The following is a 17,172-nucleotide window of genomic DNA, read 5'->3' as shown; positions in this document are numbered from 1 at the left end:
GCGCGCTGTCGTCGTAGGACGACAGGAAGTAGAGCCCCTGCTGGAGCGGGGACAGCGGGAGTATGTCCTGCAGTCCCTGGGGTGCGCCGGTCACGTGGTCCTCCACTCGTCTTCGAACTCGTCGATTTCGTCCTGGCTCAGCGACAGCAGGCCCAGGTCGGACGGGGTGTGTCCGGCCGCCTGGGTGCGGGCGGCGGCCACCAGGGTTTCCAGGGCGGTGCGCCACCAGCGGTCCAGGACCGCGATCTCCTCGTCGCTGACGAGCCGGCTCGCGTGGTGCCAGCTGACCGCCAGCTCGGTGCCCGAGGGGCGGCGCAGCGCGGTGATGTCGAGGTCCACCGCGGTGTGGACGCCGAGCGCGGGGGCCGGGCGCCGGACGGCGGCCGACTCCGGACTCGGGGTCCAGGGTTCGGGCGCCGCGGCGTCGGCCTCACCGACGTCGTAGCGGCCCAGGTAGTTGAAGCCCGTCAGGGGTTCGGGCCGGGCCGCCAGCTCTCGCGCGGAGGCGGGGTCCAGGTGGCTCAGCTGTCCGAAGCCGATGCCGTGGTCCGGGACGGCGCGCAGTTGCTCCTTGACCTGCTTGAGCAGCCGCCCCGCCGCCTGCGGGTCCGCGATGGTGGCGTCGGGTCCGGCGTCCCGCAGGACGGCCCGGAAGGGGTACTGGCTGGTGAACCAGCCGACCGTGCGGGCCGGGGCGGCGACCCCGGGGAGCGTGGCGTCCCGGCCGTGCCCTTCGAGCAGCACGAGCGTGCCGGGGGCGTTGCGCCAGCGGCTGTGGGCTAGGACGAACGCGGTGAGCAGGACGTCCTGTTCGCCGCAGTGGAACGCCTCGGTGACCTCGGTGAGGGCCGGGCCGGCCAGGGCGGCGGGCACGGTGGTGGTGAGCCGGTGGACGGTCTGCGGGGTGTCGGTGGCGGGGTCGGGCGCACGCCCGTACGGGGAGGGCCCGGGTTCACCCAGTACCTGGGTCCAGTAAGGGAGTTCGGTACGGCGGTCGGGGGCCGAGCCGGTCAGCGCCCGGGACCAGCTCCGGAAGGAGACCTCGACCGGGGGCAGGGCGCCGACCGGGTCGTCGCAGAGCTGGGCGAGGTCGGGCAGGAGGATCCGCCAGGACACCGCGTCCACGACGAGGTGATGGGCTGTCAGCAGCAGCCGGCCGGGTCCGCCGTCCTCCGGGTCGAAGTGGACCGCGCGGAGCATCCGGCCGCTGTGCGGGTCGAGTTCATCGACGGCGGTGCGTGAGGCCTCGGCGATGGCGTCCGTGAGCGGTGTGCCGCTCCCCTCTCCCGTACGGAGGTGGCGGAGCAGGTCGTCGCCGGGGGCCGGGTCCCCGGGGACGTACAGCGTCCACTCGTCGGGGTCCGTGGTGTCGAGCCGGGCGGCGAGGACGGGGTGGTGGGCGACGAGGCGCCCGAGCGCCCGGCGCAGCCGGTCGGGGGTGAGGCCGGGCGGGGTGGTGACCAGGAGGGACTGGTGGTGGGTGCGGAGGTCGCCCCCGCGTCGGCGCAGCGCGTGCATGACGGGTGTGAGCGGCACGGCGCCGGCCCCCGGGTCGTGGACCAGGGCCACGGTCTCCTCCCGCCGGGCGACTCCGGCCAGGGCGGCCACCGTGCGCTGCTCGAACACATCGCGCGGGGTGATGACCAGCCCGTGCCGCCGGGCCGCGCTGACCAGCACGATGGAGGTGATGCTGTCGCCGCCGAGGGTGAAGAAGCTGTCGTGGCGTCCGACGGCGGTCAGCTTCAGCAGCTCCGCGACCAGTCCGGCGAGCAGCCGCTCGGTGGCGTCCTGCGGCGGCTCGTGCTCCCCGGGCTCCGCGACGGCGGGCGCGGGCAGCGCGGCCCGGTCCACCTTGCCGCTGACGGTGAGCGGGAAGCGGTCGAGCACGACGACGTCGGAAGGGACCAGGGCGGCGGGGAGCACCTCGGCGGTGTGGGTGATGAGACCGGCGGGGTCGGTCCCCGTCGCTGCCGTGACATAGCCGACGAGCCGCGCGGCGCCGCCGGGCAGGTCGTCGCGGACGAGGACGGCCGCGTCCCGGACGGCGGGGTGGCCGAGCAGCGCGGCCCGCACCTCCTCCGGTTCGATCCGTACGCCGCGCAGCTTGACCTGGTCGTCGGCGCGGCGCAGGTACTCCAGCTCGCCGCGGCGGTTCCAGCGGGCCAGGTCGCCGGTGCGGTAGAGCCGGGAGCCCGGTGGTCCGAACGGGTCGGCGACGAAGCGTTCGGCGCTCTGCCCGCTCCTGCCGAGGTAGCCGAGCGCCACCTGTGCACCACCGAGATAGAGTTCCCCGCCCACCCCGGGCGGCACGGGACGCAGCCGGGCGTCCAGCACATAGGCGCGGGTGCCCGCCCCGGGGGCGCCGAGCGGGACGTGGGGCTGTTCACCGGGGACGGCCGTGCGGGCGGTGACGTCGACGGCCGCCTCGGTGGGTCCGTACTGGTTGACGACCGGGGCGGGAAGGGCCTCGGCACAGCGCCGGACGAGGACGTCGGTCAGTGCCTCGCCACCGCTGAAGATCCACCGCAGCGAGGTGCACCCGGCGGCCTCCGGCTCCGCCGCGAAGAGGGTGAGCAGGGACGGCACGAAGTGGACGGCGTGGACCTGGTGTTCGCGGATGAGCCGGGCCAGGTGGGCGGGGTCGTGGTGGCTGTCGGGGCCCGCCAGGACGACGGCCGCACCGGCGATGAGCGGGCCGGTCAGCTCCCAGACCGAGACGTCGAAGCCGGGGGCCGCCTTGGCGAGCATCCGGTCCCCCGGGCCGAGGGGGAAGCGCCGCCGCGTCCAGGCGAGCCGGTTGGCCAGCGCCCCGTGCGGCACGACGACGGCCTTGGGGCGGCCGGTGGAGCCCGAGGTGTGCAGGATGTACGCGGGCTGCGCCGGGTGGGGCTCGGCGGGTTCGAAGGCGGGGGCAGGGTCCGCCGGGTCGTCGATCAGCAGCACCGGGCAGCCGGGGCGCTCGGGCAGCAGGTCCCGGTGGGCCCGGTCGGTGAGGAGCAGCAGCGGCGGGTTGTCGTCGAGCATCCCGGCGATGCGCTGTGCGGGGTGGGCCGGGTCCAGGGGCAGATGGGCGCCACCGGCCCCGAGCACGGCGTGGACGGCGGTCACCAGCTCCGCCGAGCGCGGCAGCAGGACGGCGACGGGTTCACCGTGCCGTACCCCCTGGTGCCGCAGCCGCGCGGCCAACGCCCGCACCTGTGAGGCGAGTTCGCCGTACGTGAGGACGCGCGGGCCGTCGACGACGGCGACGGCGCCGGGCGTACGGGCCGCCTGCGCCGCGAACTCCCGTGCGGTCGACGGCGCTTCCACCGGCTCCTCGGCACGGTTCCACTCCGTGAGGAGCCGGTGGTGCTCGTCGTCGCCGAGCAGCCGGCAGGTGGAGGCGGGGCGGTCGGGCCGCTCGGCGAAGGCGGCCAGGACGCGCCCGTACCATCCGGCGATCCCCCGCACGGTCTCCTCGTCGAAGAGTCCGGTGCGGTAGGTGATGGCTCCGTTCAACGCACCGTCGGTGCCCGGTTCCTGGACGAGCGTGAAGGTGAGGTCGAACTTCGCGGTACGGGTGTGCACGGCGACCGGCCGACTGCTCAGGCCGGACAGCTCGGGCCCTTCGGCGGTCCGCGTCTGATAGTTGAGCATCACCTGGAACAACGGGTGCCGTTCCAGGGAGCGTTCGACGTCCAGCAGGTCCACCAGCCGCTCGAACGGCAGGTCCGCGTGGTCGAGCGCGGCCAGGGTGGTGTCCCGGGCGCGGGTGACGAGCTGGGCGGGGGTCGGGTCGCCGCTCACGTCCGTGCGCAGGACGAGCGTGTTGACGAAGAAGCCGACCAGGTCGTGGACCGAGGCGTCGTCGCGTCCGGCGACGAGGGTGCCGATGGGTACGTCGTCGGTGGAGCCGATCCGGTGCAGCAGGACGGCGAGCGCCGCGTGGGCGACCATGAACGGGGTGGCGCCGGTGCGGGAGGCGAGCCGTCGCAGCCCCGCCGTGACCTCCTCGGGGAGGGCGAAGGTGACGATGCCGCCGTCATGGCCGGTGTCCGCCCGGCGCGGACGGTCCAGCGGCAGGGCGGTCTCCGCCGGTGTCCCCGCCAACTGATCCTTCCAGTAGCGCACTTGGCGGCCGATCTCGCTCGCATCGTCGTCCTCCGAGCCCAGCAGCTCCTGCCGGCGGAGGGTGTGGTCGGCGTACTGGAGGGGCAGCGGCGCCCACTCCGGGGAGCGGTCGGCGGTGCGGGCGGCGAGGGCGGTGGCCAGGTCGTCCAGCAGGGGCCGTACGGACCACTCGTCCCCGGCGATGTGGTGCAGCACCAGGAGCAGCACATCGTGACCTGCCGCCCCGCTTTTGCCGTCGACCCGGAAGACGGCGGCGCGCAGCGGGGTCTCCGTCTCCAGGGCGAAGGGCCGGGTCGCCTCCTCGGAGAGGGCCGTGTCCAGCTCGGCCGCCGTCACCTCCCGGACGGTCAGAGGTACGGGGGCGTCGCCCGGTGCGAGGATGCGCTGCACGGCACGCCCCTCGCTCTCGGGGAAGACCGTGCGCAGCACCTCGTGGCGGCCGGCCAGGTCCGCGAGGGCCCGGGCCAGGGCGCCCGTGTCCAGCCGCCCGGCGAGGCGCAGGGCGATGGGCACGTTGTAGGCGGCGGTGGGTTCGTCGTCGAGCCGGTGGAGGAACCAGAGGCGTTGCTGCGCGGCGGAGAGGGGCGGTTCGGCGGGGCGCCGGGTGCCGGTGGGGCCGCCCGGGGTCCGTACCGGCCGCCGTGCCTCCTTGAGCAGGGCGGCGGTGGCGGCGGGGGTGCGGGCGGTGAACAGGTCCCCGACGGTGAGGGGGGCGCCGAGCACGGTCCGTACCCGGCCGACCAGGCTCATCGCGGTCAGCGAGTGGCCGCCGTGGGCGAAGAAGTCGTCGTACGGGCCGAGTCCGGGCAGCTCCAGGGCGTCCGCGAAGAGGCCGCGGAGCAGCTCGGTGCGCTGGTCCGGCGGCCCGTCCCCGGCCCGGTCGGCGGTCGCCCGCGCGGGGGCCGGCAGGGCGGCCCGGTCGAGCTTGCCGTTCTCGGTGAGCGGCAGGGCCGCCAGGCTCATGAGGACGGCGGGTAGCTGGTAGTCGGGCAGGCGGGCGGCGAGCCGGTCGCGCAACTCCGTCAGGTCCACGGGCCGTTCGGGGACCACGTAGCCGACGAGCACCGGACCGCCCGGCAGCTCCGTCCGCAGCACGACGGCCGCGCCCGCGACCCCGTCCTCCGCCAGCAGCGCGGCCTCCGTCTCGCCGGGTTCGACGCGGTGGCCGCGCAGCTTGATCTGGTCGTCGGCGCGCCCCAGGAAGTCCAGGGCGCCGTCGGGCCGGAGGCGGACCAGGTCGCCCGTGCGGTAGAGCCGGTCCCCCGGTGTCCCGTACGGATCGGCGACGAAGCGTTCGGCGGTGGGCCGGGGGCGCCGGTGGTAGCCGCGGGCCAGCCCCTCCCCGCCGATGTACAGCTCACCCGGGACCCCGGGCAGGGCGGGCCGGAGCGCCGTGTCGAGCACCCGGGCGGTCATGCCGTCCAGGGGGCGCCCGATCGGGAGCGGGCCCTCGCCGGGGGCGTCCGGTTCCACGGCGTGGGCGGTGGCGAAGGTGGTGGTCTCGGTCGGCCCGTAGCCGTTGACGACGCGCAGCCCCGGTGCGGCGCGCAGGGCCGCGGCCACGGCGGCGGGCGGGACGACGTCGCCGCCGGTCCACACCTCGCGCAGGGCGGTGAAGGTCTCCGGTGCGTCCTGGGCGAGGAGGGCGAAGAGCCCGGCGGTGAACCAGGCGGCGTCCACTCCCCCGCCCCGCTCCCGGTCGCGGGTCAGCAGTTCGCGCCAGCGGGCCGGGTCCAGGGGTTCGTCGGGGGCGAGCACGAGTTCGCCGCCGCGCAGCAGGGTGCCCCAGATCTCGTGGGTGGCCGCGTCGAAGGAGTGCGGCGAGTGGACCAGCGTCCGGCGGTGTGCGGCACCGGTGAACCGGCTGTCGGAGGCGAGGGCGAGCACCGCGCTCTCGGGGACGGCGACGCCCTTGGGTTCCCCGGTCGAGCCCGAGGTGTACATGACGTACGCCAGCCGGTCCGGCGCGGGCCCGGCGGGCGGCGGCGCCCAGGCTCCAGCCGTGGTGGTCTCCGGGTCCCCGACGGGCGGGTGCACGGTCGGCAGGGGCCCGTATGCGGCGCGCTCGGCGCCGGGGAGGCACACCAGCGCGACGGCGCCGGACGTGGCGAGGACCGTGCGGATACGTTCGGCGGGCCAGTCGGGGTGCAGCGGCAGACAGGCCGCTCCGGCCCAGGCGACCGCGAGTTCGGTGGTGACCAGCTCCACCGAGCGGGGCAGGAGGACGGCCACGACCGCCTCGGGGCCCGCACCGGCCTCCCGCAGCCGCTCCGCGAACGCGGCGGCCCGGGCGGCGAGCCGCCCGTAGCTCACCGCCCCGCCGCCCGCGCCGAGCGTGCGGACGGCGACGGCGTCCGGTTCGGCCGCGGCGAGGGCGGCGACCGTGGCGGCGCATCCCGGCCCGTCGCCGTACGCGGTGGGACGTCCGGTCGCCTCCGCCTCCGCGGTGCCGGGGGCGATGTCCACCCGCCCCGCGAGAGTCCGCGGCCGGTGGGCGAGGTGGTCCAGGGCACGGGTCAGCAGGTCCAGGATGCCGCGCGCGGCCTCCGTGTCGTACAGGTCGGGGCGGTACTTGAGGACGAGCCGCAGCCGGCCGCCCTGGAGGGTGATGGCGAGGGTGAGCGGATAGTGGGTGGCGTCCCGGCCGCCGATCCCGCGTACGTCGAGCCCTGCGGCGCGTTCACTGCCGGTGAGGGCCTCGTCGTCGAACGGGTAGTTCTCGAAGACGGTCATGGTGTCGAGCAGCACCGGCAGGGCCGACAGCCGCTGGATGTCGGCCAGTCCGAGGTGCTGGTGGTCGAGGAGCGCGACCTGGCGGGCGTGCAGATCCGTGACCGCGTCACCGAGCGGACGGGCGGGATCGGTCCGCACGCGGGTGGGCAGGGTGTTGACGAAGAGGCCGAGCATCCCTTCCACACCGTCGAGTTCGGCGGGGCGGCCGGAGACGGCGCTGCCGAAGACCACGTCGTCGCTGCCGGTGAGGCGGGCGACGACGAGCCCCCACCCCGTCTGGACGACCGTGTTGAGCGTGGTGCCCTCCGCCCGGGCGTACTCCTGCAGCGCGGAGGTGAGACCGGCGTCGAGCACGGTCCCGGTCTCCTCGGGGATCAGCGCGGCGGTGGCCGGGGCGGCGGGGGCGACCAGGGTGGGCCGGGTGACCCCGGCCAGGGCGGTCCGCCAGGCGGCCTCGGCGGCGGCCCGGTCGCGGTTCGTGATCCAGTGCGCGTACTCCGCGAACGGGCGGCGGCGGACCGGGGGGCGTCCCGCGTAGGCGTCGAAGAGGTCGGTGAGGAACAGCGGGGCCGACCAGCCGTCGAGCAGCAGGTGGTGGCTGGTGAAGAGGAGCCGCCACCGGTCGTCGGCGGTGCGGATCAGGGTGAAGCGCAGCAGCGGCGGGCGGTCCGGGTCGAAGCGGCGGGCGCGGTCGTCCGCGACGAGGCCGGGGAGGGCGTCGGGCCGCTCCCGTACGTCGTGCTCGGTCCACTCCGGGGCGGCGTCGGCGGTCGTGTACTGGACCAGGTGACCGGTGGACAGCCTGCGGAACCCGGCCCGCAGATTGGCGTGCCGGTCCACCACGGTGCGGGCCGCGCGGTGGATCCGGGCGGGTTCGAGGGGTCCGGTGATCTCCAGCTCCAGCTGCACCACGTAGACGTCGGGGCCGGTCCCGGTCTCGGTGAGCGCGTGGTAGGCGAGGCCGTGCTGAAGGGGAGTCAGGGGCAGTACGCCGTCGAGTGCGGGATGGTCCGCCTCCAGTTCGGTGATCTCCTCCTGGCGCAGGGGTACGGCGAAGTCGCCGGGGCTGTGTCCGGCGAAGCCGGGTTCCCCGGTGCGGCGGACGAGTTCGCCCAGGGCGGCGGTGAACCGGTCGGAGAGGGCCTGGACGCGGTCGGTGCCGAGGAGGTCCGCGGCGTACGTCCAGCGGACCGTGAGCACCGGTCCGCCCGTGCCGTCCAGGGTGGAGGCGTTGAGGTCCAGCACGTGGCCGCCCAGGAGGACGGGGAGCGGTCCGGTGTGGACGGCGTCCGATTCCGGGGCGGGGGTCCAGTGGCCGTCGGGGGTGTCGGCGGTGAAGCGCCCGAGGTAGTTGAAGGCGATCTGGGCGCCGCTGGGGGCCTGGGCGCGCAGCGCCCCGTAGCCGGTTCCGCGGCCGGGGACGGCGGCGATCCGGTCCTTGACGTGCTTGACGTCCTGGCCGATGGCTCCGCTGCCGGGGTCCAGGCGCACGGGGTACTGGGTGGTGAACCAGCCGACGGTACGGGAGAGATCGGCGCCGGGCACCAACTCCTCGTGGCGGCCGTGGGATTCGAGGTCGACCAGGAGCGGGGTGTCCGCGCCGACGGCGTGGACGAGGGCGGCCAGGAGGAGTTCGTCGGGCCGGGCGTGGAAGGCGGCGGCGGTCGTGGCGAGCAGCGGGGCGGTGATCTCCGGGGGGAGTTCGGTGCGCAGCTCCGCCGGGGTGTGCGGGGAGTCGGCCGCGTCCCGGGGGACGAGGGGTGCGGGCGGGTCCTCGGCCACGGCCGACCAGTGGTCCCGTTCGGGGGCGAAGCGCTCGGGGTCCCCGTAGAGGCCGGCCGACCAGTGGGCGAAGGAGGTGGCCGGGCGGGGCGGGGGCGTTCCGGTGGCGACGGCATGGGCGAGGTCGGGGAGCAGGATCCGCCAGGAGACTCCGTCGACGGCGAGATGGTGGACGAGCAGCAGCAGCCGCCCGTCCCGGCCGGGGCCGGGGGTGAACCACACGGCCCGCAGCAACTGCCCTCCCTCTGGTTCGAGTTCGGCGGCAGCGGTTCGGGAGTGGGTGTCGACGGCCTCCCGCAGCCCGGTCTCGTCCCCGCCGACCGGGACCACCGTGAGCAGGGCGGCCGGGTCGGGGACGGTGTCTGCGGGGGTGAGGTGCGGCTGCCCGTCGGCGGGGTCGGTGGTGACGGCCGCGCGCAGCAGGTCGTGGGTGTCCAGGAGGTGGCGGAGTGCGGTCCGCAGCCGGTCCTCGGTGAGGTCGGCCGGGACGGTGACCAGCATCGACTGGTGGAAGCCGGTCCAGTGGCCGGGGGTGCGGCGCAGCCAGTGCATCAGCGGGGTGAGCGGTGCGGGGGCGGGCGTGTCGTCCGCTGCGGACTCCACCGGGGTGGCCTCCGCTCGCGGGGCGAGGGTCTCGGCGAGGGCCCGTGGGGTGGGGTGCTCGAAGATCTGCCGCGCACTGACCCGATAGCCCGACTTCCGCGCCAGGGAGACCAGTTGGATGGAGGAGATGCTGTCGCCGCCCAGGGCGAAGAACGAGTCGTCGCCGCCGGGCGGACCGTCCAGCCGCAGGATGTCCGCGAAGAGGGCGGCGAGTTCGGCGGCGGCCCCTTCCAGGGGTGCGCCGTCGTCGGCCGCCGGGGTGACGGGGGCGGGCAGGGCCGCGCGGTCCACCTTGCCGGTGGGGCCGAGCGGGAGGGCGGGCAGCACGGTGAGGGTGGCGGGGACGGCGTAGTCGGGGAGCCGGCGGGCGAGCGCCTCGCGCAGCTCGCCCGGGTCCAGCTCCGCGCAGTCCTCGGCGACGGCGTATCCGGCGAGCAGCCTGCTGCCCGGCCGGTCCTCGCGCAGGACGGCGGCGGCCTGGCGGACGCCCGGCAGGGCGGTCAGTGCGGACTCGATCTCCCCGAGTTCGATGCGGAAGCCGCGCAGCTTCACCTGGTGGTCGGCGCGGCCCAGGTACTCCAGCTCTCCGTCACCGCGCCACCGGGCCAGGTCGCCGGTGCGGTACATGCGCGAGCCGGGCGGACCGTACGGGTGGGCGACGAAGCGTCCGGCCGTGAGCCCCGGGCGGCCCGCGTACCCCTGGGCGAGCCCGGATCCGGCGACGTACAGCTCGCCGGGGGTGCCGGGCGGCACCGGGCGCAGGGCCTCGTCCAGCACGTACACGGCGGTCTCCGCGACGGCCGTGCCGACGGGGACGGGACTGTTGTCGTCGCGCAGCCCGTCCGGGGTGCAGCGCCAGAGGGTGGCGTCGACGGTGGTCTCGGTGGGGCCGTAGGAGTTGAACATCCGGGTGCGGCGGGCCCAGGTGCGGACGAGCGCGGACGGGCAGGCCTCCCCGGCGACGATGAGCGTGGTGCCGGGGGCGACGGCGTCCTCGGGGAGCGCGGCGAGGACGGCGGGCGGGACGGTCAGGTGGGTGACGCGGTGCTCGGCGAGGAAGTGGGCCAGCGGTTCACCGAGGCGCCGGTCGGCGGGAACGATCTCCAGGGCGGCCCCGGAGAGCAGCGCCATGACGATCTCCCACACGGAGGTGTCGAAGCTCAACGAGGCGAACTGGAGTACGCGGGAGCCCGGTCCGGTGGCGAAGGCGTCGGTGAGCGTGCGGGCGAGGGCGGGCAGCCCGGTGTGGGTGACGACGACGCCCTTCGGGGTGCCGGTGGAGCCCGAGGTGTAGATGACGTAGGCGGCCGCTTCGGGGCGCAGGGCACGCCAGTGGCCGGGGTCCTCGGCGGTCCGGGTGAGCAGGGAACTGTCCAGCTCCAGACCGGGCATGCCTGCGGGGGTGGGGGCGCCGGGGGCGGTGAGGACGAGGGCGGGGGCCGCGTCGGTGAGCATGTGGGCGATGCGTTCGGCCGGATAGCCCGGGTCGACGGGGACGTACACGGCCCCGGTCTTCGCCACCGCGAGGAGCGCCGCGACCGCTTCGACGGTGCGGGGCAGCATGACGGCGACCCGGTCCCGGGGGCGTACGCCGTGGTCGGTGAGGGTGCGGGCGAGGGCGTTCGCGGCCGCGTCCAGGGTCCGGTAGTCCAGTTCGGTGCGCGGTCCGGCGGTGAGGGTGGGTCCGGCCAGGGCGGGCGCCTGGGGGTGGGCGGCGGCCCGGGCGGCGAAGAGGCCGGGCAGGGTGGCGGAGGCGTCCGCGTGCGGTACGGCGGTGTCCTCGGGGTTGCCGAGGAGCGCGGCGCGTTCGGCGGGGGCCAGGATCTCCAGCCGGTGCAGCGGGGTCGCCGGGTCGGTGACCGCCTCCGTGAGCAGCCGTACGAGGCGGTCCGCGAGAGCCTGCGCGGTGGCCGGTTCGAACAGGTCCTCGGCGTACTCCAGGACGCCTTCGATGCCGTCGGTGCCGTCGCGTTCGGCCAGGGTGAAGGTCAGGTCGAACTTGGCGGAGCGGCCGCGCGCCGGGACGGTCGTGGTGGTCAGCCCCGGCAGCCCGATCTCGCCCGCCTGCCGGTTCTCGTACGCCAGCATCACCTGGAAGAGCGGATGGCGGGCGAGGGAGCGGGGCGGGGCGAGCGCGTCGACGAGGTGTTCGAAGGGGACGTCGGCGTGGGCGTAGGCGGCGAGGTCGGTCTCCCGGACCCGGCGCAGGAGGTCGCGGAAGGACGGGTCGCCGCTCAGGTCGGTGCGCAGGACCAGGTTGTTGACGAAGAAGCCGACGAGGTGGTCCAGGGCGGTGTCGTGGCGTCCGGCGACGGGCGTGCCGATGACGATGTCCCGGCCCGGTCCGGTGCGGGCGAGGAGGGCGGCCAGGGCGGCGTGGGCGACCATGAACAGCGAGGCCGACTCGGTACGGGCCAGGGCGCGCATCCCCGTGTGGACCCCGGCCGGGACGGTGAAGCGGACGAAGCCGCCCCGGTGGCTGGGGGCCGGCGGGCGCGGGTGGTCGGTGGGCAGCGCCAGTTCGGCGGGCAGGCCGTGCAGCCGCTCGCGCCAGTGGTCGAGCTGGGCGGCCAGGACTCCGCCGGAGAGCGGGGATCCGTCGTCCGAGCCGAGGATCTCCCGGCTCCAGAGCGTGTAGTCGGCGTACTGCACGGGCAGCGGCGCCCAGTCGGGGGCGCGGCCCGCACAGCGGGCGGCGTAGGCGGTGCCGAGGTCGGTGAGCAGCGGCCGGGCGGACCACTGGTCGGCGGCGATGTGGTGGACGACGAGCACGATCACATGCTGGTCGGGGGCGAGCCGGAGCAGTCGGGCCCGCAGCGGTACGTCCCGTTCGACATCGAAGGAGGTGGCGGCCATCTCCTCGGTGAACGACTGGAGTTCGCCGTCACGCCCGCTGGATTCGGCCACGGCGAGCAGAGGCGGCAGCTCCTCCGGGGCGACGATGTGCTGGCGCGGCTGCCCGTCCGTGGCGGGGAAGACGGTTCGCAGCGACTCATGGCGGACCGCCACATCGGTGAGGGCGGCACGGAGGGCGGGGATGTCCAGCGGTCCGGTCAGCCGGGCGGCGAACGGGATGGTGTAGTCGGCGCCGATGCCGTGCAACTGCTGCAGGAACCAGAGCCGTTGCTGGGCCGGGGAGAGCGGCAGGGTGTCGGGGCGCGGACGGGGGCGCAGGGGTACGGGGGCGGCTTCGGCACCCCGGATGCGGCGGGCGAGCGCGGCGACGGTCCCGGCCTCGAAGACATCGCGCACCGACAGCCGTACGTCGAGCACCGTGCGGATCCGGGAGGCGAGCCGGGTCGCCAGGAGGGAGTGGCCGCCGAGGGCGAAGAAGTCGTCGTCGGCGCCCACGTGTTCGCGTTCCAGGATCTCCGCGAACAGCCCGGCGATGATCTCCTCCTGCGGGGTCGCGGGCGCCCGACCGAGGGTCGTGGGGCTCTCCTCCGGTTCGGGGAGGGCGGCCCGGTGGAGCTTGCCGTTACCGGTGAGCGGCCAGTGGTCGACGGCGACGACGACGGCGGGGACCAGGTGGTCGGGCAGGCGTTCGCGCAGGGCCTCGCGGAGCCGGGCCGGGTCGACCGGGCCGTCGGCGGGGGTGACGTAGCCGATGAGCCTGGTGCCGCCGCCGGGGGCGGGGCGGGCCAGCACGACCGCGTCGGCCACCTCGTCGAGCGCGGCGAGGGCGGCCCGGGCCTCGCCCGGCTCCACCCGGAAGCCGCGGATCTGCACCTGCTCGTCGGAGCGGCCCAGGTAGTCCAGCTCCCCGTCGTCCGTCCAGCGCGCCAGGTCGCCGGTGCGGTACATCCGGGCGCCGGGTCCGCCGAACGGGTCGGCCACGAACCGCGTCGCGGTCAGGGCGTGCTGGCCCAGGTACCCACGGGCCAGACCGGGACCCGCCACATACAGCTCACCCGTCGCCCCGGGGGCGACCGGCTGGAGCGCGGTGTCCAGCAGGCGTACGGCGAGATCTTCCAGCGGCCGTCCGATGGGGCTGATCCCCGGGGCGGCCGCCTCGGGGGTGAGCGGGTGGAGGGTGACGTGGACTGTGGTCTCGGTGATCCCGTACATGTTGACGAGTTCGGGGCCCTCGTCCCCGTACCGTCGCCACCACTCCCCCAGCCGCTCCGGCTCCAGCGCCTCGCCGCCGAACACGACGGTGCGCAGGGCGAGTTCGGCCCCCTCGGGACGGGACAGGAGCACATCGGTGAGCTGGTGGAAGGCGGAGGGGGTCTGGTTGAGGACGGTGACGCGTTCGCGGTGCAGGAGGGCGGCGAACTCCTCGGGGGCGCGGGTCACTTCGCGCGGGACGATGACGAGGCGGCCGCCGTACAACAGAGCGCCGAAGATCTCCCAGACCGAGAAGTCGAAGGCGTAGGAGTGGAAGAGCGTCCAGACGTCGTCGGGCCCGAAGCCGAAGTCCTCCTCGGTGGCGTCCAGGAGCCGCAGGACGCTGCAGTGTTCGACGACCACGCCCTTGGGGCGGCCGGTGGATCCGGAGGTGTGGATCACGTACGCGGCGGCGTTCGGGGGGATGTGGGGCGCGGGGGTCTCCGACGGGTCCGGGCCCGGGTCCGGCAGGTCGTCGAGGGCCAGCCAGCCCACCCCGGGGCGGCCCGGGTCGCCGTCGGCCGAAGGCAGTCCGTCCCGGTACGGGGAGGTGGTCAGGCCCACCACGGGCCGTGCGGTGGCCAGTTGGCGGGCGGCGCGGTCGGCCGGGGCGTCGGTGGGCAGCGGCAGATAGGCGGCGCCGGTCTTCAGGACGCCGAGGATCGCGGCGATCTGCTCGGTGGAGGGGTCCAGGGCGAGCGCGACCAGAGCACCGGGGCGGGCGCCGTGCGCGTGGAGCAGCCGGGCGATCCGGTCGGAGGCGGCGTCGAGTTCGCGGTAGCGGGTCCGGACGTCCCCGTCGACCACGGCGATCGCGTCGGGGTCCAGGGCCACGGCGGCGGCGAACCGGTCCGGGATGCTCTCGTCGTCGCGCTCCTCGATGGCGAGGGCTTCGCCGTCCTCCAGGACGCGACGGCGGTCCTGGGCGGAGAGCAGGTCGACCGTCCCGGCAGCATCGCCGGGGGTGGTGGCCAGGGCCTCCAGGACGCGCACGTAGGCGGTGCCGAGGGCGCGGGCGCGGTCGGCGGTGAGGAGGTCGGGGCGGTGGCGCAGGGCGATCCGGGTCTCCGGGCCGGGGTGGACGACGACCGTGACCGGGTAGTGCGTGGCGTCCTCCCCGCGCACCGAGCGCACGGTGAGCCCTCCGGCGGCCTGGGCCTCCGCGAGCCCCTGGCTGTCCACGCCGAAGTTCTCGACCACGATCAGGGTGTCGAACAGCTCGCCATGGCCAGCGAGTTGCTGGATGTGCTGGAGGCCCAGGTGCTCGTGGCCCAGGAGCTTCGTCCGGTCGGTGCTCAGGGTGGTCGCGATGTCGGCCAGGGGGAGGCACGGGGGTGCGTGGACGACCACGGGGAGCGTGTTGATGAAGAGCCCGATCATGGACTCGACCCCGTCGAGATCGGCCGGGCGGCCCGAGACGGTGGTCCCGAACGCCACGTCCGCGCGGCCGGTGAGCCGGGCCAGGGTGATGCCCCAGGCCGCCTGGTGGACGGCGGCCGGGGTGAGCTGGTGGGCCGCCGCGAACGCGGCCAGCCCCTCGGTGGTGGCGGCGGAGAGCCGCAGGTCCAGTTGGACGGGCGGTTCGGCCACGGCCCCGCCGGCCGGTACGGGAGCCAGCAGGGTGGGTCCGGTCAGCGGGGCCAGCGCCTCGGACCAGGCGGCCTCGGCGGCCTGGCGGTCCTGGGCCGCCAGCCAGGCCAGGAAGTCGCGGTAGGGCCGCACGGCGGGCAGGGCGGGCGCCCCGGGGGCCTTGGTGTGCTGGGCGTAGGCGGTGAACAGTTCCTTGCCGAGCAGGGGCACGGACCAGCCGTCGAGCAGGACGTGGTGGGCGGTGAGGATCAGGGTGTGGTCACGCTCGGTGTGGCGCAGCAGGGTGAGCCGGAGGAGCGGGGGCCGGGTGGGGTCGAAGCGGTGGGCGCGCTCCTCGTCGAGGACACGCTCCTCCTCGGCCCGCCGCCGCTCGGGGTCGTTGCTGCGCAGGTCGATCTCCCGCCAGGGCACCTCGGCGTCCCGGGGGATCACCTGGACGGGCCGGTCCAGCCCCTCCTGGAGGAAGGCGGCCCGCAGGTGGGGGTGGCGGTCGAGGACCGTGTCCAGCGCGCGGCGCAGGGCGGTGGTGTCGAGGTCGCCGTCGAGGCGGAAGACCAGACGCATGGTGTAGACGTCCAGCCCGTCGGCTGTGCCGGGGGCGCCGGGCTTGTCCGACGCGTACTCGCTCGTACCGGAGCCGGTGCTCGGGCCCGAGAGGTCCGCGTGGAAGAGCAGGCCTTCCTGGAGGGGTGTCAGCGGAAGGATGTCTTCCAGGCCGTGGTCCACACTCACCGGTTCCTCCATCGGGCTTCGAGCATCGCGGTCTGTTCGGGGCTGAGGGGTGACAGCCCGTGGCGGGGAGCGCCGGGGCCGGACGCGCGCGCGGGTGGTGGCGCGTCGTCGGTGGCCAGTGCGGTCAGCGCGCGTTCCCAGCAGTCGGCCAGGTTCTGGGCCGCCGCCTCGTCCAGGGCGGCCGGCGACCAGGTCAGCCGGGTGTCCAGCAGGGGCCCCTCGGGGGTGTCGCGGGTGAGGGCGTTGATCTCCACGGCGTGGGCCATGGCGAGCGTGCCGTCGATCGCACCGCCGAGTACGCCCGCCTCGGGGGCCGGGCTCCACGGCTCTCCCCCGGCGCCCCGTGCCGTACCGAACCGGCCCAGGTAGTTGAAGGCGAGTGCGGGCCCGTCGGACGTACGGTCGCGGGGCTCCGGCGCAGCGGCCCCGTGGTGCAGCAGCCCGTAGCCGATTCCGCTGTCAGGGAGCCGTTCCAGGTGGTCCCGGGTGCGGGCGAGGGTGTCGGCCGGGGGTTCGGCGGCCGTGGCCACCAGGCGTACGGGGTAGAGGCTGGTGAACCAGCCGACGGTGCGGGAGAGGTCGGCGCCGTCCTCGATCTGCTGCTCCCGCCCGTGGCCCTCCACATGGGCGGCGAAGTCCACCCGGTCGCGCCCGCTCCACTCGCGTACCGCCCGGGCCAGCGCGGTGAGCAGCAGGTCCTGGACGCGGGCCCCGTGGCGTTCGGCCGCTCCGGTGAGCAGGGGGCGGGTGTGCTCGGCGGGCAGGGTCCGGATCAGGTGGCGGGCGTCCGCGACCGTGCCGAGGTCCGGTGACTCGGCGGCCGAACCGGCCGGAAGCCGGTCGGGGGCGGCCAGGATCTCCTGCCAGAGCGGGAGTTCGGGGGCACGGTGCGAGGCCGCCCGTTCCAGGGCCAGCGCCCAGGACCTGAACGAGGTGTGCACAGGGTCCGGTTGGGGCGTGCGACCTGCGGCGACGTCATGCGCCGCCTGGGCCAGGTCTTCGAGGAGGATGCGCCAGGAGACACCGTCCACGGCCAGGTGGTGGACGACCAGGAGCAGCCGGTCCGTGCCGTACTGACGGGCCTGCACCATCCGTCCCGCGGCCGGGTCGAGTCGGCCGGCCAGCTCGTCCACCTCGCGGGTCAGAGCCTCCGGCCCCACCTGCGGGTCCCACACTCCCTCGTCCAGCAGGGGCTGTTGGGGCTCGTCCGGCTCCGGGACCACGAACGTCCCCGACTGGAGGTCGACGCGGGCCCGCAGCACATCGTGGTGGCGCAGCAGGGCGCCGAGTATCCGTTCGGTCACCGCCGGCTCGATGCCGGGAGGCAGGGTGAGCAGCATCGACTGGCTGAACCTGCCGGTGGGCCCCGGGCGTCGGGCGAGCCAGCGCATGATCGGTGTCAGGGGTGCGGGTCCGGTGGCACGGTCGGCGGCGACGGCCGTGCGTGAAGCAGCGCCGGGTTCCCGTTCGGCCGCCAGTGCGGCGAGCGCGCGGACCGTCCTCTCCTCGAAGACC

General features: G+C 75.4%; 3 protein-coding genes (2 of these 3 cut by a window edge). All 3 read right to left on the bottom strand.

What is annotated here, in order from left to right; translation table 11 throughout:
- Tightly spaced (each overlapping or abutting the next), the 3 genes in view from ACQ9ZG_RS32255 to ACQ9ZG_RS32245 form a layout consistent with a single transcriptional unit that may run on beyond the window.
- Positions 1 to 94: the start of an amino acid adenylation domain-containing protein gene (locus ACQ9ZG_RS32255; RefSeq protein ID WP_499281522.1), read on the bottom strand. 15,395 nt of this gene lie to the left of the window's left edge; only the first 94 of its 15,489 coding nucleotides appear in the window; the start codon lies at positions 92 to 94; the stop codon falls past the left edge of the window.
- Entirely contained in the window at positions 91 to 15,657 is a 15,567-nt protein-coding gene (locus ACQ9ZG_RS32250) for a non-ribosomal peptide synthetase (RefSeq protein WP_499281521.1), read from the bottom strand. The genes ACQ9ZG_RS32255 and ACQ9ZG_RS32250 overlap by 4 nt, the downstream gene beginning before the upstream one ends.
- Positions 15,654 to 17,172, bottom strand: partial view of an amino acid adenylation domain-containing protein gene (locus tag ACQ9ZG_RS32245; RefSeq protein WP_499281520.1) — the 3' end only. Its footprint extends 15,824 nt past the window's final position; only the last 1,519 of its 17,343 coding nucleotides appear in the window; the start codon falls outside the window, past its right edge; the stop codon is at positions 15,654 to 15,656. Before ACQ9ZG_RS32245 ends, ACQ9ZG_RS32250 begins: the two co-directional genes overlap by 4 nt.

It is taken from the genome of Streptomyces araujoniae (assembly GCF_050871195.1).
Lineage (GTDB): Bacteria > Actinomycetota > Actinomycetes > Streptomycetales > Streptomycetaceae > Streptomyces > Streptomyces bacillaris.
Note: the sequence above shows the minus strand (reverse complement) of the source record. Positions and strands in the feature narration are given on the sequence as shown.